This is a genomic window from Photorhabdus namnaonensis (genome assembly GCF_001684335.1).
GTDB classification, from domain to species: Bacteria; Pseudomonadota; Gammaproteobacteria; order Enterobacterales; family Enterobacteriaceae; genus Photorhabdus; species Photorhabdus namnaonensis.
The window spans coordinates 54432-78402 of sequence record NZ_LOIC01000053.1 but is presented as its reverse complement, the minus strand read 5'-3'; the positions used below and the strand labels follow the sequence as shown (position 1 = coordinate 78402).

The 23971-nt window shown below is 40.7% G+C and carries 18 protein-coding genes; 11 read left to right on the top strand and 7 right to left on the bottom strand.

The genetic code is table 11. The features are described 5' to 3' along the window. Window positions 1-113 precede the first annotated feature (113 nt). The 3 genes from Phpb_RS09595 to Phpb_RS09585 all read right to left on the bottom strand — a co-directional run bounded on the left by Phpb_RS09595 (window position 114) and on the right by Phpb_RS09585 (window position 4498). A complete protein-coding gene (locus Phpb_RS09595; protein WP_065390139.1) occupies window positions 114-2429 on the bottom strand; it encodes a hypothetical protein in 2316 nt (771 codons plus the stop codon). Window positions 2430-2834: 405 nt separating this feature from the next. Beyond that, a complete protein-coding gene (locus tag Phpb_RS09590) occupies window positions 2835-3809 on the bottom strand; it encodes a threo-3-hydroxy-L-aspartate ammonia-lyase (protein ID WP_420848341.1) in 975 nt (324 codons plus the stop codon). A 68-nt stretch (window positions 3810-3877) separates the two neighbouring features. Continuing rightward, the gene (locus Phpb_RS09585) at window positions 3878-4498 is read right to left on the bottom strand and encodes a TetR/AcrR family transcriptional regulator (protein ID WP_065390137.1); all 621 of its coding nucleotides are present in this window, start codon (window positions 4496-4498) and stop codon (window positions 3878-3880) included. A 237-nt stretch (window positions 4499-4735) separates the two neighbouring features. Between Phpb_RS09585 and Phpb_RS09580 the strand changes: the two genes are divergently transcribed. Next, window positions 4736-5947, top strand: a complete 1212-nt coding sequence (locus tag Phpb_RS09580) for a Tm-1-like ATP-binding domain-containing protein (protein ID WP_065390136.1) — start codon at window positions 4736-4738, stop codon at window positions 5945-5947. A 347-nt stretch (window positions 5948-6294) separates the two neighbouring features. Here Phpb_RS09580 and mtr read toward each other — a convergent pair whose 3' ends face one another. The 3 genes from mtr to tnaC form a co-directional block, all read right to left on the bottom strand. Continuing rightward, the gene (gene mtr, locus Phpb_RS09575; protein ID WP_065390135.1) at window positions 6295-7539 is read right to left on the bottom strand and encodes a tryptophan permease; all 1245 of its coding nucleotides are present in this window, start codon (window positions 7537-7539) and stop codon (window positions 6295-6297) included. A 204-nt stretch (window positions 7540-7743) separates the two neighbouring features. Then, window positions 7744-9144: a tryptophanase gene (gene tnaA / locus Phpb_RS09570; protein ID WP_065390134.1), complete on the bottom strand. Its 1401-nt coding sequence runs from the start codon at window positions 9142-9144 to the stop codon at window positions 7744-7746. A gap of 125 nt (window positions 9145-9269) precedes the next feature. Next, complete coding sequence (tnaC, locus tag Phpb_RS27530; protein WP_181147885.1) at window positions 9270-9368, bottom strand: tryptophanase leader peptide; 99 nt, start codon at window positions 9366-9368, stop codon at window positions 9270-9272. A gap of 425 nt (window positions 9369-9793) precedes the next feature. On the opposite strand from tnaC, the gene Phpb_RS09565 reads away from it, so the two are divergent. The 10 genes from Phpb_RS09565 (at window position 9794) to Phpb_RS09520 (ending at window position 23262) form a co-directional block, all read left to right on the top strand. Then, window positions 9794-10225 carry a bleomycin resistance protein gene (locus Phpb_RS09565; protein WP_065390133.1) on the top strand — a complete coding sequence of 144 codons (432 nt, stop codon included), beginning with the start codon at window positions 9794-9796 and terminating at the stop codon, window positions 10223-10225. Between the two features lie 1273 nt (window positions 10226-11498). Beyond that, window positions 11499-12839: an MATE family efflux transporter gene (locus Phpb_RS09560; protein ID WP_065390132.1), complete on the top strand. Its 1341-nt coding sequence runs from the start codon at window positions 11499-11501 to the stop codon at window positions 12837-12839. Between the two features lie 367 nt (window positions 12840-13206). Then, a complete protein-coding gene (fdnG, locus tag Phpb_RS09555; protein WP_075489440.1) occupies window positions 13207-16254 on the top strand; it encodes a formate dehydrogenase-N subunit alpha in 3048 nt (1015 codons plus the stop codon). A gap of 12 nt (window positions 16255-16266) precedes the next feature. Then, window positions 16267-17196 (top strand): formate dehydrogenase subunit beta, encoded by a 930-nt coding sequence (fdxH, locus tag Phpb_RS09550; protein WP_065390131.1) that lies wholly within the window; start codon window positions 16267-16269, stop codon window positions 17194-17196. Beyond that, window positions 17193-17834 (top strand): formate dehydrogenase cytochrome b556 subunit, encoded by a 642-nt coding sequence (fdoI, locus tag Phpb_RS09545; protein WP_065390130.1) that lies wholly within the window; start codon window positions 17193-17195, stop codon window positions 17832-17834. The genes fdxH and fdoI overlap by 4 nt, the downstream gene beginning before the upstream one ends. Before the next feature lie 897 nt (window positions 17835-18731). Further along, on the top strand, window positions 18732-19508 hold the full coding sequence (locus Phpb_RS09540) for a HisA/HisF-related TIM barrel protein (RefSeq protein ID WP_065390129.1): 777 nt from the start codon (window positions 18732-18734) through the stop codon (window positions 19506-19508). A gap of 2 nt (window positions 19509-19510) precedes the next feature. Next, the gene (locus tag Phpb_RS09535) at window positions 19511-20722 is read left to right on the top strand and encodes a phosphoribosyltransferase (protein ID WP_065390128.1); all 1212 of its coding nucleotides are present in this window, start codon (window positions 19511-19513) and stop codon (window positions 20720-20722) included. Further along, window positions 20719-21384: an HAD family hydrolase gene (locus Phpb_RS09530; protein WP_065390127.1), complete on the top strand. Its 666-nt coding sequence runs from the start codon at window positions 20719-20721 to the stop codon at window positions 21382-21384. Before Phpb_RS09535 ends, Phpb_RS09530 begins: the two co-directional genes overlap by 4 nt. A gap of 173 nt (window positions 21385-21557) precedes the next feature. After that, complete coding sequence (locus tag Phpb_RS09525) at window positions 21558-22817, top strand: adenylosuccinate synthase (protein WP_065390126.1); 1260 nt, start codon at window positions 21558-21560, stop codon at window positions 22815-22817. 16 nt (window positions 22818-22833) lie between these two features. After that, window positions 22834-23262: an NUDIX domain-containing protein gene (locus Phpb_RS09520; RefSeq protein WP_065390125.1), complete on the top strand. Its 429-nt coding sequence runs from the start codon at window positions 22834-22836 to the stop codon at window positions 23260-23262. A gap of 65 nt (window positions 23263-23327) precedes the next feature. On the opposite strand, the gene Phpb_RS26315 is transcribed toward Phpb_RS09520, so the two are convergent. After that, window positions 23328-23971: RNA-guided endonuclease InsQ/TnpB family protein (locus Phpb_RS26315; protein WP_240492497.1), on the bottom strand; the 644-nt coding region annotated here is incomplete at its 5' end.

The window sequence follows — 23971 nt, the reverse complement described above, 5'->3', positions numbered from 1 at the left end:
TTATTTGAAATAGATAGGATGAGTTTTTATAAAAAATATATTAGAGAACAGAGATGCAATAAAGAATAAGAAATTTATTGCATCATCTGGTGGTTATTAAAAACAGTTAGTTATCAACTGATTTTCGGTTCCAGTGTAATCAGAGCATATCCCGCACGATTGGGTTTATTCTTATGTGTCACTCTGAGTAAAACAATTTCCGAACGAGTGATATCACTTGGTGCAGTATAAGTTGCAGTATATTTTTCGATGTCATTACCAAACTCATCTTTCGTGATTTCTGGTTCTCCTACCTTAATATCTCCTCTTTCTGGCATGAGGCTCCATTCACTTGGAGAAGTCAAATCATTACCGACAGAAGAGAACTTCATTACGGCATCAGGTGTTAATAACTCTTGATTATAGCTAGGATCAATCTTGAATTCAGCTTTCGTGTTTTTACTGATAAGCAAAATATTGACTTTATCTAAATCGCCATTATCAGCAACAGCCGTCACCGTAACCATATTATATCCGGCTGGGAAAGAGGCTGGAGGCGTATATTTGCCATTCGCATCAACAACACCATAGTCAGTACCCGTTTCCACATTCCAATTCACTTTTTTATTGCCATAAACAGCAAAATTGGCTTCCTTATTAACATCATTCTCATTGATAACAACAAAAGAAGGACTAACCGATACTGAGGAAGGCAACAGAGTGACAACCGCTGAAGCTTTAGCGTTTGTTTTTGAGTCTGTCGCAGTAATTGTTACAACCTGACTATTCCCCTTTATCTTGTCCGGCGCAGTGTAATCGCCGGTATTAGCATCAATACTGCCCAATTCTGCTGGAGTAATAGACCAATTTACCGTTGCATTGGTGTTGGTTGTAAATTTATGCTTAGTTTTCACTGGTATAGTTAATTGAAGATCATTGATTTTAAAAGCAGTTGATGTTGGAGAAATATCACCAAATAGCACCATATCCCCAGGCACATACACTTTATCAAATTCAAGATAATTGCTTTCAGGGAATAAAAGGTGATTAACGGCAAATAGACTAATGCTATCTAATTTAATTTTTGCAACATTGGATAAATTATTTTCAACAACACCTTTAACAATTTCTGCTATTTTATTAATAAACTTTTCTTTAGGGTAAAAGTGTATTGTCCAAAAAGGCTCATCTTGTTTGTCATATCTGGAGCTCATTCTATTATTTAATTTTAATTCAATCTCATCATTAGATTTCACATGAGGCGTAATATCCATCGAACCATCAATATAAAAATCAATTTTAGACTTGTACCAATTACCGCTTATCGGAGAATCGTTAAGAATACCAACTGGTTGGGTAAAATGATAAGAGTGACCATTATTATCCTCCCCAGAAAAGACAATTTTTTCCTTGCCTGGTTTAATATGCATTCCTGAATAGGGGATCTTAGCGTTCTCTAACCACATATTACTTTTATCATGATATTTCACCGTTCCCGTCCATACTTTATACCCTCCTCCTTCATATTGTACAGGTTCATCGCTCTCAGCATTCCCACTTGTTATATTCAAATAGCTAGCTGAATCATCCGATTGACTATCTAACTTAACTAATTCTAAATTTACACTCGTAGAACTCGGTAATAAATGCTCATATTGCGGCTTAAGAATATTCTCAAAAAGTGTCTTATTACTGATAATTAGCATCGCAGAACGATTATCCGGGATCAAATAAGGAAAATTACTTGAGTTAGTTGGTAATACTCCACCGTTAGGATTATAGTTTGTTGCAATAAATAACAACACCGCCCCATGACCATAATTATCAGAACCATATAAATTAGCATCGGGTGCTGGTTGGGTTCTAATCTTAAACATTTTTGGAACCAGTCCAGCCGTATTATCCAGCTTCAAAATACCTAATTCATAAGTTACTTTATTGTTTTTCAGCCAATTACTGAAATACGCGATTACTTCCGCTGGCGCATCGTTGATAACATTGACCTTACCCAAAGTCCCTTTTTTAAACTCAACAACAACTTTTCCATCATTACCAACAGAGCCTGTTCCCGCAATCAAATCTACGGTTATCGTCATATGGTAATCATTATTCGCGGTAATTCTCTGATAATTTTGTACTCTACCATCATCATAAAGTTCCACTATCGTACCAGAAATAAAATTTAATTTTACCGTTGCCTGAGAACCTTCAATTGATGAATTTTCGAAGGAAATTAATGGTACTCCTAATATCAAATTATCAAATTTGATTTTTTTACTTTCGCTTTCCCAATAAATAGGTGAAAAATGTGTACCTTCACTTACTTTTCTCACATATTGCTGTTCAAACAGCATATTGATTTTAGTTCTATCATAAGCAGCAATAATATCCCATCCAAGAGTCTTCGTTTTACCGTTAAAATCATTAATAATGCTATTTTCCGTAGTCATATAATCACCTATTTTAGACGTCATAAAAGATCTATTATTAGAGGAAGCATATTAGACAATAGCTGCCTCCATCATATTAATTCAATGATATGAAATTAATCGCGAGAATAATTTATATTTCTGCTCTATTGCCAACTTAGATACAAGTTGAAGAAAAAATATATATTATCCAATACATCAAAATAAATTGAGAATTAATTAGGATGTATATGATTAATATAACATGTATCAATGTGAATATAACATAGGAAAATATTCACATAAAATATGTAGCGGCCAATATATAATATTAGCCCTACAATTAATATTTAAATATAACAAATCAATAACTAAAGAATAATAATTACACTACAAAACACACATTATAAGTTTTGTGAATATCAAAGCCCCCTTCTATATGGCTCATTACGTCTTAGGTTGTTTTGACAGCAAAGTACAATAACGTTCGATATCCACGTTACCGCCACTGACAATGATCCCAACTCTCTGCCCTTGCAACTGCGTACTCATTTGGCGTACAGCGGCAAAACTCAGACATCCGGTCGGTTCGACAACCATTTTCATTCTTTCCGCATAAAAACGCATTGCATCCACCAATTCCTCATCAGAAACGGTGAAGATATCATCAACATTTTTTCGAATAATGTCGAAAGTATATTGCCCAAGATGTCGAGTTTGCGCCCCATCAGCAATGGTTTTAGGCGTATCGATATGAACAATTTTTCCCTGACGAAATGATTGTTGAGCGTCATTACCGGCTTCCGGTTCTACACCATAAATTTCACATTCAGGAGAAAAATGGCGGGCAACAAGCGCGCTCCCTGAAAGCAATCCGCCTCCACCAAGGCAGACAAACAACGCATCCAATTCCCCAACCTCTTCAAACAACTCTTTGGCCGCGGTTCCCTGCCCGGCAATAACATGCGGATGATCATAGGGAGGAATTAAGGTCAACCCCTGCTTTTCTGATAATTCACGACTAATTTGTTCACGATCGCCCGTATAACGATCATAAAAAACAATTTTACCGCCATAACCTTCGGTTGCCGCTACCTTAACCGCAGGCGCATCGAACGGCATAATAATTGTCGCCGGTATATTCAGTATACGAGCCGCCAATGAAATCGCCTGAGCATGATTACCCGATGAATAAGTCACAACCCCATTGCGGCGTTGTTCCCCACTAAATTGTGATAACGCATTGAAAGCACCACGAAATTTAAATGCCCCCATTCGCTGATAGTTTTCACACTTAAAAAATAACTTAGCGCCGATCATTTCATCAGCAGTGCGGGAAGTCATAACCGGCGTACGGTAAGCATGACCTTCTATACGCCGGGCAGCGGCAATAACATCATCATAAACAGGAATATTTTTCATAGAAATAACCGTAAGTTATACGAAATAGCAGACAAAATATCTACACCAGGAGAATCCACCAAAAATAACTATAATTCAGAATCTCTGTGCGCCTGATTAATAATCGCTTTTGCCATCCATTTAGTGATCTCAATAATTTCTTCATTATCCATCTGCCAAATATCTTTCATCACCAGAAAGACTTCAGAACCATAAATCAGGGAAAAAGAACGAATGACATTTTCCAAAGTCTCCGGCGGAAAATGACCTTTTAATGGCTCGACAACCATTGCAAGGATATCTTTACGATGCCCACGAACCAATTTCTTTTCCTGTTTATCCTCAGATAAACGTCCCTGAGCCCATTGCTGCAAGGAAACCAACAGAGCTGCTCGTAACGCGCCTTCATGTTGAAACATTCGAGGATAGGCAAAATTCAACAACTCAATAATCCGCTCCTCAGTTTTTTCACTGGCCGGCTTCCAGGTAAGAATCGGCCCAAGGCTGGCGCCAACAATGGCATCAATTAAATCACTTTGAGTCGGAAAATAGCGATATGCCGTTGCCCTGGAAACACCAGCATGCATTGCCAATTCAGAAACCGAAGGTATCGCCCTCTGTTCAAAAAGTTCCAACGCCACATTTATTAACAATGTATAAGTTTTTTTCCGAGTACCGGTAAAATGAGTTTTCGTCTTTGAGTCCATCATCCCCCACAACTCTTTCACAGTAAAAATCGCTACATTAGCACTTATGGTTAAAATATTTTTTCGCTATCATCACTCTACTCAACTATCTACAAAACGTTCAAATTGATTCAGCTTATTTATGGATAAAATGAGATGGCAGTCTCAATTTGATAATATAACAGTGATACTTGAGTCTCATCTTGACTATAATCTGTCCATGAATGAGTAGTCAGCACCAGGGAAGTATTCATAATTATAATGAAAAAAAACCAAGGCTATGTTTATATCGCTACTATTTTTGATACCAAGCGCGCAGAAATTTTCTACGTCAGAGATCTGATCAAAAAAGCCGGCCTTGCTGTTCGAACTGTGGATTTGACTACTCAATCCGGCTCACTGGAAAGAGGCGCCGATATTACGGCCCAAACAGTAGCAGAGCATCACCCGCAAGGTAAAGAAGCCGTTTTCTGTGGTGATAAGGGGAAAGCCATTTCTGCGATGTCAGTTGCTTTCAATGTGTTTTTATCAAAACAAACTGATGTTTTAGCGATTCTAGGTCTGGGAGGTTCCTGCGGTACAGCACTGATCACACCGGCAATGCAATCTTTACCCGTAGGTATACCAAAACTTATGGTTTCTACTATGGCTTCCGGTGATGTTTCTGGCTATGTGGGTGTTAGCGATATATCTATGCTCTATTCGGTCACAGATGTATCCGGTCTTAACCGTATTTCTCGCCAGGTGCTAAAAAACGCGGCCAACCAAATCGCAGGGGCAGTCTATTTTCATGAAGAGAACAATATTGAAGATAAACCGGCTATTGGTCTGACGATGTTTGGTGTGACGACACCTTGCATACAGTTATTAACCAGAGAGTTGGAACAGCAGTATGATTGTCTGGTTTTCCACGCGACTGGCAGCGGTGGCAAAACAATGGAAAAACTAGCCGAAAGCCGTTTGCTTCACAGTCTACTGGATATCACTACCACTGAAGTCTGTGACCATCTGTTTGGTGGTGTTCTTGCCTGTGACGCTGACCGTCTGGGGGCAATAGCCCGCACGCAAATACCTTATATTGGTTCTTGCGGAGCGCTGGATATGGTGAACTTTGGTCATCTGAGCACGATCCCAGAACGCTACAAATACAGGCAATTTTACCGTCACAATTCGCAAGTAACATTAATGCGCACCATACCCGAAGAGAATCGGCAAATAGGAATTTGGATCGCTGAAAAACTTAATCAGTGCGAAGGAAAAGTAAAATTTATTATCCCAGAAGGTGGCTTTTCCGCTCTGGATATTAAAGATGGGCCATTCTGGAATCCTGATGCCAATCAAGCGTTTATCCAAGCTTTTGAAGCTACATTGATAGAAACGGAAAATAGACAACTAATTAAAAGCCCTCACCATGTGAATTCACCCGATTTTTGCCAACAGGTGATTAACGAATACCGGCAAATGATGGCTTAGCATCAGCGCTAATACTGTTGCAAAAACAACACTGACACTGAAAGATTATATACAACTAATTAATGACTAGGCAAAAAGTTGCCAAAAGAGGGCATTCTAATGCTATTGTTCTATCAGTGACGAATTTACGACGTTTCTGTTAGGACGTTGTACTAAAAGAAATTAAAGCAGCTAACTATTCGTGTTCTAAAGGGAAGCCATAAGAACTTCCTGTTAATAACCTTGCTGTAAGATGTTGGGAGTTAACAAACTAAATTAAAACATAAATACACCTGCTTTGTTTTCTCCCTTTCGGAGCTTATTTCCGTCAACACCAGGCTCCTGCGGCCCCCACCGCAGGAGTTTTTTTATGAATAAACGGGCAATAGATTAAAATTTGATAAGATATGCGCGATAGCATTCAGTACACCAAATAGCAAAATCAAACCGAGCATCACATTACCTCCCCAAACCCTATACATAGGGCTGCCAAATCGCTTACGGGACGCTCTGGCAAGTAATGCGGGAACGATAGCCGCCCAAACTGTCGCAGCAAGTCCAGCAAAACCTATCGCGTGAATAAAGCCATTCGGGTAAATCATTCCACCAACTATTGGCGGAAGAAACGTCACCAATGCCGTTTTAAAACGCCCCAATTTGGTATCATCAAATTTAAGCAGATCGGCCAGATAATCGAACAACCCAAGCGTGACGCCAAGAAATGAGCTGGCAACCGCAAAGTTAGAAAAGAGAGTTAACAATAAGTCCAGAGCTGAACTATTCAATCCTCCACTTAATGATTGAACCAAAACGTCAATATTGCCCCCTTTTGCTACGATTTCGACAAAATCAGGCCGGGAAATATTGCCCATTGTTCCAATCAACCAGATCAAATAAAGCGCCAAGGCCATTGATGTGCCAATAAACAGGCATCTCTTGATTTTCTCTGGCTCTTTTCCATAATATTTCATCAGGCTAGGAACATTACCATGATATCCAAAGGAAACCAGACAGAAAGGTAAAGTCATTAATACATAAGGCCAGTAAGTTGGATTAACTTCAGTTGTATTAAATAATACTGCGGGTTTAACGTTATAAATCAAACCGCCAAACGTCATAAAGAAAGTTAATACCTTAGCGCCAAGAATAATTGATGCTATCCGGCTGACAGTTTTAGTACTTAACCAGACAATAAACGCCACAACAAAAGCAAATAAAAAACCACCAAACCCAAGTGAAAAATCTATTGATACCTCGCGCATGGCATGTTGAATAATCGAGCCGCTAGCGGAAATATAAGCATAGGTCAATATATATAAAACAAAAGCAAGGGTAATACCATTCATGATATTCCAACCATTGCCCAACAGATCTTTTGTAATGGTACTGAAACTTGAACCAATCCGATAATTAAGATTGGCTTCTAATATCATTAATCCTGAATGCAACATGCAAAACCAGGTAAAAACCAAAGTGGCGATTGACCAGTAAAACCATGCTCCTGACATGACAACCGGTAAAGAAAACATGCCGGCGCCAATAATCGTTCCACCAATAATCATGGCGCCGCCAAATAAAGATGGAGACGATTTTTCTATCGACGAAGTAGCCATATGCGTTACCCTAGCGTGACTTTATATATACCCTATGGATTTCAAGATGCATCGCGACGGCAAGGGAGCAAATCCCCGGGAACATAGCGAACTATGTGACCGGGTGAGCGAGTGCGGCCAACAAAGAGGCAACTTGAAAGATAACGGGTATTAAGCAGTAAAATTGGGGATGCCCTTAAACAAGAAGCATCCCGATATTTATTATTATTTAATTGGTTTTAATCTTGCAACAAAATGACGTAATACCGATGGTTCATAAGTAAAAGTTAACCCTTTAATCTGAGAAAATCCCTCCTTCAAGGAAATAAAGGCTTCTACAACATAATCCATATGATCATTAGTATAAACGCGACGAGGAATAGTTAATCGCAAAAGTTCCATTGGTGATGGTTTCTGTTTTCCGGTTTCTGGGTCACGACCTAATAACAAAGAACCAATTTCCACACTTCTTATTCCGGCCTCCAGATATAATGCATTATTCAGTGCATGAGCCGGGAATTGTTCTCCCGGAATATGTGGTAATAATAATTTAGCGTCAACAAATACAGCATGACCACCGGTTGGATATTGAATAGGAATACCTGCTTCTCTTAACCTGTCACCTAAATAAGCCACCTGATTAATACGATATGCCAGATAATCTTCATTCATTCCCTCTTCAAGACCAATTGCCAATGCCGCCATATCGCGCCCGGCAAGACCGCCATAAGTGACAAACCCTTCCATTGGCACACAGCGGGTACGCACTTCACTAAAGAGATCTTCATCATCACGGAAACAGCAAAGACCGCCAATATTGACCAAAGGATCTTTTTTAGCCGACATTGTTAACATATCGCCATATTGATACATCTCTTTGACGATCTGTTTAACGGATTTATTTTCGTACCCCTTTTCTCTTTGCTTAATAAACCAAGCATTTTCACAGAAACGAGCTGAATCAATCACCACAGGAATATCATATTGCTTCGCAATCTCATACACAGTTTTCATATTAGCGATAGAGATGGGCTGACCACCGGAACTATTACAGGTAACCGTTGTAATAATCGCGACAACATTATCATCACCCTGTTCTGCTATCGTTTTTTTCAATTCATCAATATCAAAATCGCCTTTCCAATCATAATAAGTGGTTGTATCAAAGGCTTTTGATGTGACGACATTAATCGCTTTCGCGCCATTTAATTCAACATGAGCCGCTGTCGTATCAAAATGGAAATTAGAAATGAAGACCGGATGCTTTGCACCACCTTGCGCTTTTTTACGGGCAATTAACGACGGAAATAAAATCTGTTCCGCTCCACGCCCTTGATGAGTTGGAATAGTATATTGATAACCAATTAATTCATTAACTTTATCACATAGATGATAATAGTTACGGGAACCTGCATAAGCTTCATCCCCCATCATCATCCCCGCCCACTGGCGATCACTCATTGCCCCAGTACCGGAATCTGTCAGCAAATCAATATAAACTGCGTCACTAGGTAATAAGAATGGATTATACCCGGCTTCTTCTAACGCTTTTTCACGTTCAGCACGAGTAGTCATGCGAATATTTTCTACCATTTTAATACGGAAAGGTTCTGGAATACGTTTCATATATATTTTTTTATCCAATAGTTGGCTATACCGCATAATTCAGACAAATTCCCAAGAACAGCCAGAAATACGCCAGAATAAATGTAGTGATTACAATATTTAATTTTTAAATATAACCAGAACAGCTAATCAGGGAAAAAATGAGAAATACGGTGATCGACATTAAACCATGCTTGCATATTACAAGAACAAATAAAATAATAACGTAAAAATATAGAAATCATAAAATGCATTTATTCCCTGATTAAAATCAACCATTAAGATATAGATAATATTTAAATTATCCGTGACCAATTCCACAAAAATAAAAATATCATAAATATAATTTTACATATGAATTCAACTTAATGAATCATATAAATCAACAAGAAAAACAGATAATAAATTTAGTTTAATAAATATAACAATACAATTAAGCACCATCAATTAAGTTAATTACTAACACAGTAAACCATCCTATAAGAGCTTAAAAAATCAAGTTAAATAACGTAAGAATTAATAGCATTATTTACTAAGATTTCTCAGGAATAAAAAATAGCTTTATTAGACCTATTACTATTTAATTCATTAGACTATAATATTTTCATTCTGGATAGAATTAATCTATTCTCATATAATAAAATAGACATCGTAGAATATAGGACAACATATGGAACAACATAAACCCTATTGGAATCGAATGGTTCCAGAATTTACCGTCACTGATTTTTCTCTATCTCTAGATTTTTACCAAAGAATCTTAGGTTTCCAATTGCTTATTCGCCGGAATAACCCAGATTTTGCGTATTTAGCACTTGGTGAGGCACAACTTATGCTTGAAGCACTACATGATGATGGCTGGAACACTGCCTCATTAAATTATCCTCTTGGAAGGGGGATTAATTTTCAGATTGAAGTTGATGACTTAACACCTTTGCTGAACAACTTAAAAGTTAATAACATCAAACTCTACCGAGAGGTTAAAGATAATCACTACCGTATTGATGAAGTCATTGCATGCCAACGAGAATTTCTTGTGCAAGATCCTGACGGCTATCTGCTACGTTTCAGCCAATTCATAGAAAATATAATGGCGTATTAATTCAACTCAATTAACATTAAAAATATAAACCTTAACTAGTTAAAATATACCCTCCAATTTACTCTATTTTAAAATAATAAATCAACTTATAAAATCCGCCCTTCACTAAAGGGCGGAAAATAAAAAAAACCCAGGTAGAATTCCGCATAACACAATAACTGTGCTAACTGAATATCAATAGAACTCCACTTTCGATCAACTACTTTTTTCAGACACAATAGACGGTGGATAATCAGGAGTTAAATGATCAGAAGCATGAGAACCGATAATACATGTTGCAGTATGAGATGAAAAAATAACGCATTTTGCCGCACATATAGGAAAATGCGGGTACAATATACAAGCATGGGTAGGTGTAGAAAAGGCAGAAAAGAAAGTCAACGTTAAAAAGGCCCAAAGTAACTGGTATTGTGGTCTATTTATCATCATATCACCTCGCTGAATGGTATATTTTCATTTCCTTATATTCGACTCCTTGAAATTAATTATAGAACAAAACTTAACCAAAAGATTTTTTCTATCATTTCGTTGATAAATCGTTTAAGTTATCATAAAAAATTGAATAACCAGATTCGAAAAATCTCACAGCTCAACAAAATTATTCATCAATATCAAACAGTAAATAATATTTAAATAAAATTATCTAATGACTTTTTGGGCGTGTTAAGTATTTATACCTAAAAAAATTGATATCTCATAAACACTAATAATACATTAAAGAAATTATATAAAATATTTTTAAAAATTGGTGTTTAAATTTTTTATCAATTCAGATAATCATTTAAATATCTTAATTATTTACAATTAAATTTATTTACTTTTTGATCTACATTTACTTGTACCAACTAATGTATTAACTAAATGTATTAATAGTACTGTAGTCGCAGTATATACATCCACAGCGGAAAAACAGGCGCTAAATTTAGCCGCCTTTCCGGTAATAACAAAACCATCCACTGCTCAGATGCCACATCCACCCTGTACAACATATTCGGCAAAAATTTATCAATTTCGCTAACATATCTGGCAAATAATAACGCTGATATTTGTTGCCAATCGTTCCCCTTATGATATACATCGATCGTTATTTAATTCACGCCACAAGAAATTTTTCAAGCAGAACAAATCCAATTACAGAATTCACCTTTTTATCTTTCTTTATCTCATCTCTGTTAACGGATAAATAAACCATGTACAATGCTTGAATATTTCCTGAGTACGCGGCATCTCAAGAAATAATTCATTTACTTTTTTCAATAAGTAGGTTTTTCAAATGCATCAAACTGATGTTACTGAGCGCTCGCTCTTTTCGTTAAGCTGGCCGATTTTTATTGATATTCTCCTTCATCTGGCCACATTATTAATTAACACTTATATGGTGAGCCATGTTTCTACTTCTTATCTGGCTGCTATGGCTGTAGGTAATCAGGTATTTGATCTGTTTATCACTATCTTCAACTTTATCAGTGTTGGATGCAGTGTCGTCATTGCTCAATATATTGGCGCCGGAAAACGGGATAAAGCTAGCCAGGCGATCCATATTTCTATTGCATTCAACTTCTTGCTTGGGTTTAGCTGTGCGCTGATTACTATCTTCTTCGGCTATAAGCTCTTGCAGATCATGAATATGCCGGAACATCTGATGGAAGATGGTTTTAACTATCTGCACATTCTCGGCATCTGCCTGATCCCCGAAGCTATTTCGATTATTCTGGCTGCTTGTTTGCGGGTTTATGGGAAATCGAAAGCGGCAATGTATGTTACTTTGATTGCTAACTTGCTGACAGTGCTAGGTAATATGATCGTCCTATATGGCTTCTTCGGATTACCTCAATATGGTCTGGAAGGGGTTGCCTGGTCTACGGTCTTTGGCCGGATTGTCGCCGTGATCCTACTATTCTGCCTGCTCAGTTATGGCCTGCGGATCAAATTTACGCTGGCAGGTTTCCTGCGCTGGTCAAAAAGTATGTTGGGCAAGATCTTATATATCGGTTTACCCGCGGCAGGGGAAAACTTGGTATGGATACTGCAATATATGGCGGCCATAGCATTCATTGGACTGATGGGTGAAATTCCATTGGCAGCGCAAACTCTCTATTTCCAGCTATCGCTGTTTGTGATGTTGTTTGGCATCTCTGTCAGCATTGGCAACGAAATTATGGTCGGCCATCTGGTCGGCGCTAAACGGTTCGAAGATGCTTATATTCGTGGCCTTAATAGTCTGAAAATTGGCTGTATCGTCACCATTGGCGTGGTCGCCGCTTTCTGGCTGTTCAGAATGCCGATTCTGCATTTCCTGACGCAAGATGAAGCCATTATCAAGCTGTTGTTACCTCTATTCTTGTTGTCTGTTTTTCTCGAGCCAATCCGCACCGCAAATATCGTTATGGTGAACGCGTTACGCGCTTCCGGTGACGCCCGTTTCCCACTATATGCGGCAATATTCTTTATGTGGGGTATTGCTATTCCGATAGGGTATTTTCTGGGGATTAAAATGGAAATGGGCATTTTAGGTATTTGGATCGGTTTCTTCTGTGATGAATGGCTACGTGGGCTGACCAATATCTGGCGTTGGAAATCAAAAAAATGGCAAACTAAACGACTCGATATTTAATTATCACAATTGTGGATAGTTAAAATAACCATTCCACCAACTGCCCTAAAATCATTTATTTTCCTGCTAAACTTCCACAATAAGAGGCGCTATTCCCAATGGGCGCCTCTTGTCAATTTATATACCCGTCATCTTTCAAGTCGCCTAAGGGTAATATAGAGGTTTCTCAAAAACTGACTGGTGCTATTATTGGCTGATAACCTCAGGTAGTTTACAACTCATCAATGCAGTGGGTTCTCCTTGATACCCAGGAGTGTTTTGATTGACAAACGAGCCGGGCTATGAAGGCAATTTCGCTTGATTCGTCAATGTGTTATTGCATCAAAAGTAAAGCAATGTCGTCATTCAAAAAATAAGGAGAAGACCGATGCAGGTCAGCAGAAGAGCTTTCTTCAAGATCTGCGCGGGAGGTATGGCGGGAACAACAGTCGCCGCGCTAGGATTTGCTCCATCCGTTGCGTTGGCTGAAACTCGTCAGTACAAACTACTGCGCTCGCGTGAAATCCGTAATAACTGCACCTATTGTTCCGTTGGTTGTGGCATTTTAATGTACAGCCTGGGTGATGGTGCAAAAAATGCCAAAGAGAATATTTTTCATATCGAAGGTGATCCCGATCACCCAGTCAGTCGAGGCTCATTGTGCCCGAAAGGAGCCGGAGTACTCGATTATATTCGCAGTAAAAACCGCCTTCATTACCCCGAATACCGCGCCGCGGGTTCGGATAAATGGCAACGCATCAGTTGGAATGAAGCCATTGAACGCATTGCCCGTTTGATGAAAGATGACCGCGACGCCAACTTTGTTGAGAAGAATGAAAACAACGTCACCGTTAACCGCTGGCTAACAACGGGTATGCTCTGCTCTTCCGCAGCCAGTAATGAAACAGGTATTCTCGACCAAAAATTCACCCGCTCACTAGGCATGATCGCTATCGATTGTCAGGCGCGCCTTTGCCACGGCCCAACAGTTTCCGCTTTGGGGCCAACGTTTGGCCGAGGCGCCATGACCAATAACTGGGTAGATATCAAAAACGCCAACGTTGTTCTGATCATGGGGGGAAACGCCGCTGAAGCCCACCCAGTCGGTTTCAAATGGGTTATTGAAGCAAAAATTAAAAACAACGCTCAAGTGATCGTGGTTGATCCTCGCTTCAATCGCAGTGCCGCTGTAGCCGATTTCTACGCGCCGATTCGTGCCGGTTCAGATACCGCGTTCTTACTGGGCGTGCTCCGATATCTGATGTTCAACAACAAAATCCAATCCGAATATGTTAAGGCTTACACCAATGCCTGTTTAATTGTTCGAGAAGATTATCAGTTTGTAGATGGCCTATTCAGCGGCTTTGATCCAGATACCAAGAGCTATGACAAATCTTCATGGCATTACGAAACCGATGAACAGGGGTATGCCAAACGGGATGACACGCTATCTCACCCACGTTGTGTCTGGAACCTACTGAAAAATCACGTTGAACGCTATACCCCTGAACAAGTTTCCAATTTGTGCGGCACGTCAAAAGCCGATTTCCTCTATATCTGTTCCCAACTGGCAACGACCGCCGTAACCCATCGTACCGCAACTATTCTCTACGCACTGGGTTGGACTCACCACACCGGCGGCGCTCAAATTATCCGCGCCGCGGCAATGGTTCAGTTACTGTTAGGTAACGTCGGCATGCCGGGCGGTGGCGTTAACGCATTGCGCGGTCACTCGAATATTCAGGGTTACAGTGATCTTGGTTTACTGTCACTGAATCTGCCCGGCTATCTGCCTCTGCCAAATGAGAAACAAGAGAATCTGGCAACCTATCTGGCGCAGACAACACCAAAAACCTTGGTTGCCAATCAGGTTAACTACTGGAAAAACACGCCAAATTTCTTTATCAGCTTATTAAAAGGTTTCTGGGGCGAACACGCTACCGCAGAAAATGACTGGGGTTACGATTGGCTGCCCAAATGGGATAAAAGCTACGATATCATGGCGCAAGCTGAGTTAATGACTCAAGGCAAAATGAACGGCTACATCGTTCAGGGTTTTAACCCATTAGCGGCATTCCCGGATAAGAATAAATCCAGCAGAGCATTGGCTAAATTAAAATATCTGGTGGTGATCGACCCGTTGATCACGGAATCCTCTAACTTCTGGCAAAACCACGGCGAGATGAATGATGTCAATCCGGCTGATATTCAAACTGAGGTTTTTCGCCTGCCCTCCTCCTGCTTTGCCGAAGAAAATGGATCGATTGTTAATTCAGGCCGTTGGCTGCAATGGCACTGGGCTGGCGCACAGCCACCGGGAGAAGCGCTGCATGACGGTAAAATTCTTGGCAAATTGCTGCAACGTCTGCGCAAACTTTATCGTGAAGAAGGGGGTGCTTACGCGGAACCTATTATGAATCTGTCATGGGATTATCAAAACCCGGAAGATCCGACACCGGAAGAAGTTGCCCGTGAAGCCAATGGCAAAGCATTAACGGATATTAAAGATGAAAACGGCAATATCATTCTGAAAAAAGGGCAGCAACTTTCCAGCTTCTCTCAACTAAAAGATGATGGTTCCACATTCAGCTTATGCTGGATCTACAGCGGTTGTTGGACCGAACAAGGCAATCAGATGGCGCGCCGCGATAACGCCGATCCATCCGGTCTGGGCTGTACGCCGGGTTGGGCGTGGGCATGGCCGCAAAACCGCCGGGTACTCTACAACCGTGCTTCGGTTGATCCACAAGGCAAGCCGTGGGACCCAAATCGTGAACTGATTAAATGGGATGGCAATAGATGGCATGGCTTTGATGTTGTTGATTACAACAATGCTGAACCGGGAAGCCATGTCGGGCCGTTCATCATGCAACCAGAGGGAGTAGCCCGCCTGTTTTCCATCGATAAAATGGCTGATGGGCCATTCCCTGAACATTATGAACCGATTGAATCACCGATCGGCACCAATCCACTTCATCCAAATGTTATCTCCAACCCAGTTGCGCGGATCTTTAGTTCCGACGTTGCTTATATGGGGGAAGCCAACGAATTCCCTTATGTCGCAACGACCTATTCCATCACTGAGCTGTTTCGTCACTGGACAAAACATGCCCAACTTAACGCCATCGTTCAGCCCGAACAATTTATTGAAATCGGTGAAAAATTGGCGGCAGAAAAAGGCATTGTTCAGGGTGATGAAGTCAAAGTGTCTTCCAAACGCGGTTTTATCAAAGCCAAAGCGGTCGTCACCAAGCGAATTCAGCAACTGACCATTAACGGTAAGCAAGTTGAAACCGTTGGTATTCCTTGTCACTGGGGTTTTGCCGGAGTAACCCGGAAAGGCTTTCTAGCAAATACTCTCACACCTTCCGTCGGTGACGCCAACGCGCATACACCGGAATACAAGGCATTTTTGGTCAACATCGAAAAAGTGTAACAGGAGCGAATTATGGCAATGCAATCTCAAGATATTATTCGTCAATCCGCCACGCATTCCTTTACCCCGGCGCCACGTGCCCGTGATCATCAAGAAGAAGTGGCAAAACTGATCGACGTTACCACCTGTATTGGCTGTAAAGCCTGTCAGGTGGCCTGTTCAGAATGGAACGATATTCGCGACGAAGTGGGCTTTAATGTTGGTGTTTATGACAACCCCACCGATCTGACGGCTAAATCATGGACTGTGATGCGCTTCTCCGAAGTAGAAGAGCACGGCAAACTGGAGTGGCTTATCCGTAAAGATGGCTGTATGCACTGCGCTGACCCGGGCTGTCTGAAAGCGTGTCCCTCAACAGGTGCGATTATTCAGTATGCCAATGGCATTGTGGATTTCCAGTCAGAGCACTGTATCGGCTGTGGTTACTGTATCGCGGGTTGTCCGTTCAATGTGCCGCGGATCAATAAAGAAGACAATCGGGCATATAAATGTACTCTGTGCGTCGATCGCGTTGGCGTCGGCCAAGAACCCGCCTGTGTAAAAACTTGTCCGACCGGCGCCATTCATTTCGGCACCAAAGAGGACATGAAAAATCTGGCCTCCGAACGGGTAACGGAACTCAAAGGTCGCGGTTATCAGAACGCGGGTTTATACGATCCGCAAGGGGTTGGGGGGACGCATGTGATGTATGTTTTGCATCATGCGGACAAACCTCAGCTTTATCATGGTCTGCCTGATAATCCAACCATCAGCTCAACCGTGACCTTCTGGAAAGGCATTTGGAAGCCGCTAGCCGCCATAGGTTTCGCTGCGACATTCGCCGCCAGTATTTTCCATTATGTCGGCATTGGTCCAAATCGAACCAACGAACAAGACGAAGAGCATGCCAGACAAGATGATGAAAAGGCTGAGCAATCCACAAACGAGGAGAAACTGTCATGAAGAAAAAAGATACGATTCTCCGTTACTCACCGATTGAACGAATAAATCACTGGTCAGTCGTCCTCTGCTTTCTGTTTACCGGTATCAGCGGGTTAGGACTCTTTTTTCCCTCTTTTAACTGGCTGATGAATATATTCGGCACGCCACAGTTAGCACGGATATTACATCCGTTTATTGGTTCAGCCATGTTTCTCTTATTTATCTTTATGTTTTTCAGATATTTCAAACATAACTTTATCGACAAAGAAGATCTTGTTTGGCTGAAAAACATCCATAAAATCATAAGAAATGAGGAGGCTGGCGATATCGGCCAATATAATCTGGGTCAAAAAGGCATTTACTGGTCTATCAGTGGTTGCCTGATTTTATTGGCTATCAGTGGTGTGATTATCTGGCGCCCCTATTTTGCCGATTTCTTCTCTATCCCTCTGATCCGGCTTGCGCTTCTGGCGCACTCTCTGGCTGGAATTGGCCTGATCCTGCTGATTATGATACATGTCTATGCCGCATTTTGGGTAAAAGGCTCTATTCGGGCAATGGTCGAAGGTTGGGTAACTCGTGGCTGGGCGAAGAAACATCATCCTCGCTGGTACAGAGAAATCCGTCAGAAAACGAAACAAGATAAGATGAATCCTTAGTGTTCAATCGGAACGCAGCCTGACAACAGGTTGCGTTTATTCGGTAATACGATGTCTTAATTATTTATTCTTAATTATATCTCCAATTAATGTGGAAATATAATCCCATCACATAGAGTTACATATAAAAATCACTAATAAACACCCTTATCCAAAGAGGATTATATTGCTATATCAGCGAAGTTCTCTACTCTGGATATTAAAATCAATAGAATTGATAATATGTAGCCATATAACCCACAACGAAACTATATTATTATAATAATTATCATTATTGACAATAAAAAAACATTTGTAGAAATCCTCGATGAAATATGTTCACATATAATACAAACAAATAATTATTCAGAATAAATTTCATGTAATTATATATTTATTGTCGTTACTATTATCAATTAGCTAAAATTATAGCTTCATCATAACCATAAATAACAACCAAAATAAAAAATTTTTAAATTCTGTTATTTAAAATAAATCAGAATATATTGAAGACATTAATCAAAAAAACAGATCTATATTATTTTAGACAATTAAAACATTAGATAAATAAAATTAAATTCTTCCTGACGACATTAGCAGAATTCACTCCTTATATATTTAAGCTGAATCTCTGTTCACCTATTACCAAATTAACCCTTCTTAAGTAAATATAAGATTTACTAGCTGAACAAAGTTATCCAAATTGCTATATTTAGCGAATAACCGTATTGAGAAATTTTTTCTTTCCACTATTATGAATCGGTGAACGGTTATTGAGTTCATTAAATCAACAGGTTTATTATTTAATCTGTTTATTCTTAAAGAAATAAAAGACATATTTGTTCGTTACGTTACGAGCTGTAATTGCATTAGTCACAATGGTTATTAATCTTTAAATAATTAATTAGGATGCATTCAATGATAAGTAAGGAAACATTCGAGATATTTCCCTCTGTAGATATTGTTGACGGAATAGCAATGACATCAAATTCCGCCATTCGATTAACCCGTGGTGAAAGCCCAACATTACGGCGGCCTTTAGGCACTCCGGCCGAAGTAGCGCTGGCCTGGCAAAATGCCGGGGCAAAATGGATACATGTTGTTGATCTTGACGCCGCGTCAGGACGAGGCTCAAACAGCCATCTTATTGCTGATGTTCTAGCTGCGGTCGACATTAACGTACAGGTCTGCGGCGGAATCAGAGACGAAACCATCTTGCGCAAAGTATTAGCAACTGGATGCCAACGAGTTAATTTGGGAACCGCAGCATTAGAAAATCCCGATTGGTGTGCCCGAGCCATTGCCGAATATGGCGATAAGATTGCCATTGCTCTGGATGTAAAAAGCACATCAGAAGGTTATCAACTGGCAACGCATGGATGGAATGTCAGCAAGGGCAATCTCTGGGATGTTCTTGAGCGCCTTGATAAACAGGGTTGCCAACGCTACGTCGTCACCGATGTTGAGCGGGGAGGCATGATGAGTTCGCCAAACTTCACATTATTACAGGAAGTCTGTGCGAAAACGTCATCACCCGTTATTGCCGGCGGTGGAGTATCAAGTTTGGATGATCTTCGCGCTTTAGCAGATCTGTCCTCTATCGGCGTCGAAGGCGCAATTCTTGGTCAAGCTCTACATATTGGTAAGGTTCCTCTCGAAGATGCCCTTGCTGCAACGCAATCATCGAGACGCTAAATATGCCTGAATATTTATCTCCTGCTTTGGATCTTCGTTCTATTGGTTTACTGGGCGAATTACGTAGCGTGCCTGAAACACGCTATTTAACGAAAGAAGTGATGGCGCTACCTGGCTTACTCACAGAGAAACCAGCATTCGTCGGTTCCCGCGGTACGGCCTATTATGAACAAAAACCTTGTCACGAGCTACTGATGACGGCGAAATATTACACAGAATACATCTCTCAACTTGAGTGTAGCGATAAGCGGTGTACTGCCCCATCAAAATATATCTTGGCCGATCATAGCCTGGCAAAATTGCTCAGAATTGTTGATAGCTTATTAAGTTCTCCGCAGACGGTTAACAAAGATATTGTGCCATTCATCGATGGGATAAAAGAGTGTGCAAAAGTCGTCAGCTCAACGCTGATGGGGACAGCATTTACTTTTTCATCCTCTCCGATCCATGACCTGACATTGCCTTCATATGCGGAACACAAAGTGCCCAGACCGTTTATTGAAGGAGATAATCATTTGTTAACTTTGGCCGCGGCACAAATTGACAAATGCCCCAACTCCTCTGTTGTTGGCATCATGTTAGGAGGATCAGCGGCGGCGGCGGTCACAGCCGCGGCATGGGATAGCGAACTCAATTTAGTGAAAGTCTCACGTTACGATGATACAGCTTGCAAGAGCACTCATCTCTGGGGGCGCAATATTCCACCTGGGCAAACAGTGACAATTATTGATGATAATTGCGGAACAGGCGACACCTTATGTCAGGCAATCGATCTGGTCATGGCTCAAACCGGGCGACGTCCGAAGGCCCGCGCCGTCGAACTACATTGGGAAAAATTATTACGTGCCCGTGTTTATGGGCATTCTGATCGCGTATTCAACCCTGAAACTTTAGATGTATTGACGCCTTGGTGTTTCAGGCATCATCAAGTCCTGAATCGCTTAGTTCATCAGCCTTTCACAGATGATAAATATGCTCATACAACCACAGCGGATTGGGTTGCTTATTCATACAGTTTATTGTCTGTTCTTCATGACACCCTGACAGATTCAACATGGGCAGCCAAATTATTGCGTTTTTTATTAAATCTAAAAGCACAAACACCGCTGAATTATGAACAGCCAATCGATGCATTTAAAGCTCTGGCATATCAATGTTCTGAATGTTCAGCGCACAAAAATGAGTTTGGAAAAGGGAGAGTTAACTGCTTATGACAACAGCACATATTATTTGGGATTGGAATGGCACATTACTTAATGATGTCAATGTTTCATTGAGCGCAACCAATTTTGCACTGGCAGAAATTGGTATTGAACCACTGACGCTGGAACAATATCGGGAACATTATTGTGTTCCAGTACAAACTTTCTATAAACAAGTGATTGGCCGTGAACCTTCATCTTCTGAATGGTCAGTTATCGGGAAAATATTTAATTTCCACTATCGTCCAGGTATTCAGAAAGCCAGTCTAACGGAAGGTGTGAGTCAACTCCTCGCTTCCCGTTATGAAACAGGGGCAACTCAGTCATTATGTTCACTGATGGAACATCATGAATTGGTCCCTATGCTTGATAATCATGGTATTGGTAAATTCTTTACCCAAATAGATGGTAGAAATACGCCATTATTGACCACCGGCAAATCAGAGCAATTAGCTAATCATCTCAAAAAACTCAATATTTCTCCTGAGCAAAGTGTGGTTATTGGCGACGCTACCGATGACGCGATTGCCGCGTTAGCCGCAGGAACTCATGCCATTCTTTATACCGGAGGAACCCACAGCCGTGTCAGTCTTGAAGCTGCCGGTGTTCCTATTGTTGATACATTAAGTGAAGCGTTATTAATAGCTGACTCCTTAGTTCATAAACAACAATAAGAGATTATTCAAAATAATCGGATAAAAAAAGTGATAATTTATAACGTCATATGAATAGATATTTAGAATATTGGTTTTAAAAGAACAGATTATTTATCTTAAAAAAGATAAACAAAAATGGACGATTTAACTATTATTTAGAGTAAACCAATAAATAATTAAGGAATAGATTCATGTTAATTGCTGTAGTTGGACTCCAATTTGGAGATGAAGGTAAAGGAAAATTTGTTGACTATTTATCTAGCAACATCAATAACATTGCTCGATTCAATGGCGGCGCTAACGCAGGTCATTGTGTGCAACATGGTAATCTAAGAGGCTCATTTTCTCAATTACCAGCCTCACTCAACAAAAAGAATTTATATATCTGCCAAGGTGCTTTAATCAGTCTTCCGGTTCTGGTTAAAGAGATCGATTTTATACAAAAAGAAAACATTGATTCTAATATATTTATCGATCCGCGCTGCCATATCGTCTTACCATTACACGCTGAATTAAATAAAGCGTCAGAAAAATATAAAGGTAAGCAGAAAATAGGTTCAGTTGGTGTCGGTGTCGGGGCCTGTGTTGAAGACAAAACCAATCGTCATGGCATTCGGCTTATTGATACGTTAGATAAAGAAAAATTAAGAAGTAAATTAGAATTTCTTTGGAATATCAGAGAAAAACAGATCAACCATGTTTTTAATGCACAAGCTACATTAGATTTTGAAGAGATGTTAGAGGAAACTTATCAATATGGCAAAAGAATAGCACCCTATTTCACCTTCACTAATGAAGTTATCGGTGATTTACTTAATTCGGGAGAAAATGTTTTACTTGAAACATCACAAGCCACTTTCTTAGATAATAGTTTTGGTACTTATCCTTATACCGTGGCATATCAGACATTAGTACAAACCTGCTTTGCCATGATAGGTATACCGGCACAGAAAATGCATATTGTCGGGGTGATGAAATCTTATATGATCCGTGTCGGCAATGGGCCATTCCCCACCGAATTATTAACAGAACAGGCTGATTATATTCGAGAACGAGGGAACGAGTATGGCACCGTTTCAAAAAGGCCAAGACGTTGCGGCTGGTTGGACTTATCCCTGATTAAACATGCGGTGAAACTCAATGGCGTAACAGAACTCGCCATAACGAATGTTGATGTTCTTGCTGGTTTACATGAAATAAAAGTCGCTATTGCCTATGAAATTGATGATAAACTCGTCTGCTGCGATGACGCATTATTGCAGCTCGATAGAGCTAAACCTATCTATAAAACATTTAAATCCTGGAGCGAACTTAACTCATCATATACACATTTAACAGAACTGCCTATTGAACTGATTGACTTCTTAACTTTTATTCAAGAGTATGCTGGTATCCCAATCAAATATATTTCCTATGGGCCAGACAGAAATCAGACATTAGTCATGAAATAAAAGCGTGGAGAAAATAATGATTAACTATGTAACAGGGTTTATGTTTTCTAAAGATAAAAAACATGTCTCCCTGATTTCAAAATTACAACCCAGTTGGCAAAAAGGGAAGCTCAACGGGGTTGGTGGAAAAATAGAAACTGGTGAAAGCCCCCAACAGGCAATGGCGAGGGAATTTGCGGAAGAAGCCGGCATTGAAACACAACCTGAAGAGTGGCGATTATTTACGGTATTAACTCGCCCTGACGTTTATCAGGTAAATTTTCTCTATATGTATGATGATCGTGTCTATTCTGTCAATTCTATTGAAAAAGAGATCGTCAATATCTATGAAACAAATTCATTACCCGATAATGTGATCTATAATTTACGTTGGTTGATTCCAATGGCAGCCGATGAGCATTTACGTTTCGATAAAGAAATAGAGATAACCGAAATGCGAGGTTAATACGGTATAGAAAATACTGTACGTGACTGCTCCCCGCCGTAAAAAACGGCGAGGCTTCCCACTTCTCAGGCCGCCACCGTCTTTATGACGGATTTACGCTGGCCTCCGTGGGCAGAGACGACGAGTCCCGCCGCCTGTAATTCTGTTATGCCCTTGCGCTGGATGTTGAGCGCCGCATTGATATCGCGGTCATGTTCGACTCGACAGCAAGGGCATTGCCAGAGCCGCTTACTCAGCGGCATTTCTGGCACTTTTTGACCGCAGCAATGGCAGGTTTTCGAACTGGCGAACCACTGATCCAGTTTGACCAGATGGACGCCCGCCGCTGCGGCTTTGTATTCCAGTTTCTTGATGAAGCCATGCCAGCCCGCATCCCCGATAGCGCGGGCAAGGTGGTGATTCTTCATCATGTTGGCCGATTTCAGCGTCTCAACAATGATCGCTTGGTTTTCGTCAACCATTGTTCGGGAGAGTTTGTGTTGAAAATCGGCGCGAGCATGGGCTACCCGTTCATGGACGGCCGCCAGACGTAAGCGGGCCTTGCCGCGGTTAGCGCTGCCCTGTTGTTTGCGGGAGAACGATTTCTGCTTACGACGCAGGTTACGGGCGGCGTTGATAAGGTGACGCGGGTTATTGACCTTCTCCCCGGCCGACTGGATAAGATAGTGGGATAGCCCCATATCACACCCGGTCACGTGGGTGATAACGC

What these genes read in the sequence shown, in the direction of transcription:
- fdnG (WP_075489440.1), top strand. Translation starts at nt 13,207, where the DNA reads ATGCAGGTCAGCAGAAGAGCTTTCTTCAAGATCTGCGCGGGAGGTATG.
- Phpb_RS09530 (WP_065390127.1), top strand. Translation starts at nt 20,719, where the DNA reads ATGACAACAGCACATATTATTTGGGATTGGAATGGCACATTACTTAAT.
- Phpb_RS09520 (WP_065390125.1), top strand. Translation starts at nt 22,834, where the DNA reads ATGATTAACTATGTAACAGGGTTTATGTTTTCTAAAGATAAAAAACAT.
- Phpb_RS09560 (WP_065390132.1), top strand. Translation starts at nt 11,499, where the DNA reads ATGCATCAAACTGATGTTACTGAGCGCTCGCTCTTTTCGTTAAGCTGG.
- Phpb_RS09580 (WP_065390136.1), top strand. Translation starts at nt 4,736, where the DNA reads ATGAAAAAAAACCAAGGCTATGTTTATATCGCTACTATTTTTGATACC.
- fdxH (WP_065390131.1), top strand. Translation starts at nt 16,267, where the DNA reads ATGGCAATGCAATCTCAAGATATTATTCGTCAATCCGCCACGCATTCC.
- Phpb_RS09535 (WP_065390128.1), top strand. Translation starts at nt 19,511, where the DNA reads ATGCCTGAATATTTATCTCCTGCTTTGGATCTTCGTTCTATTGGTTTA.
- Phpb_RS09525 (WP_065390126.1), top strand. Translation starts at nt 21,558, where the DNA reads ATGTTAATTGCTGTAGTTGGACTCCAATTTGGAGATGAAGGTAAAGGA.
- tnaC (WP_181147885.1), bottom strand. Translation starts at nt 9,368, where the DNA reads ATGATTTCTATATTTTTACGTTATTATTTTATTTGTTCTTGTAATATG.
- Phpb_RS09595 (WP_065390139.1), bottom strand. Translation starts at nt 2,429, where the DNA reads ATGACTACGGAAAATAGCATTATTAATGATTTTAACGGTAAAACGAAG.
- Phpb_RS09540 (WP_065390129.1), top strand. Translation starts at nt 18,732, where the DNA reads ATGATAAGTAAGGAAACATTCGAGATATTTCCCTCTGTAGATATTGTT.
- Phpb_RS09585 (WP_065390137.1), bottom strand. Translation starts at nt 4,498, where the DNA reads ATGATGGACTCAAAGACGAAAACTCATTTTACCGGTACTCGGAAAAAA.
- Phpb_RS09565 (WP_065390133.1), top strand. Translation starts at nt 9,794, where the DNA reads ATGGAACAACATAAACCCTATTGGAATCGAATGGTTCCAGAATTTACC.
- tnaA (WP_065390134.1), bottom strand. Translation starts at nt 9,144, where the DNA reads ATGAAACGTATTCCAGAACCTTTCCGTATTAAAATGGTAGAAAATATT.
- mtr (WP_065390135.1), bottom strand. Translation starts at nt 7,539, where the DNA reads ATGGCTACTTCGTCGATAGAAAAATCGTCTCCATCTTTATTTGGCGGC.
- Phpb_RS09590 (WP_420848341.1), bottom strand. Translation starts at nt 3,809, where the DNA reads ATGAAAAATATTCCTGTTTATGATGATGTTATTGCCGCTGCCCGGCGT.
- fdoI (WP_065390130.1), top strand. Translation starts at nt 17,193, where the DNA reads ATGAAGAAAAAAGATACGATTCTCCGTTACTCACCGATTGAACGAATA.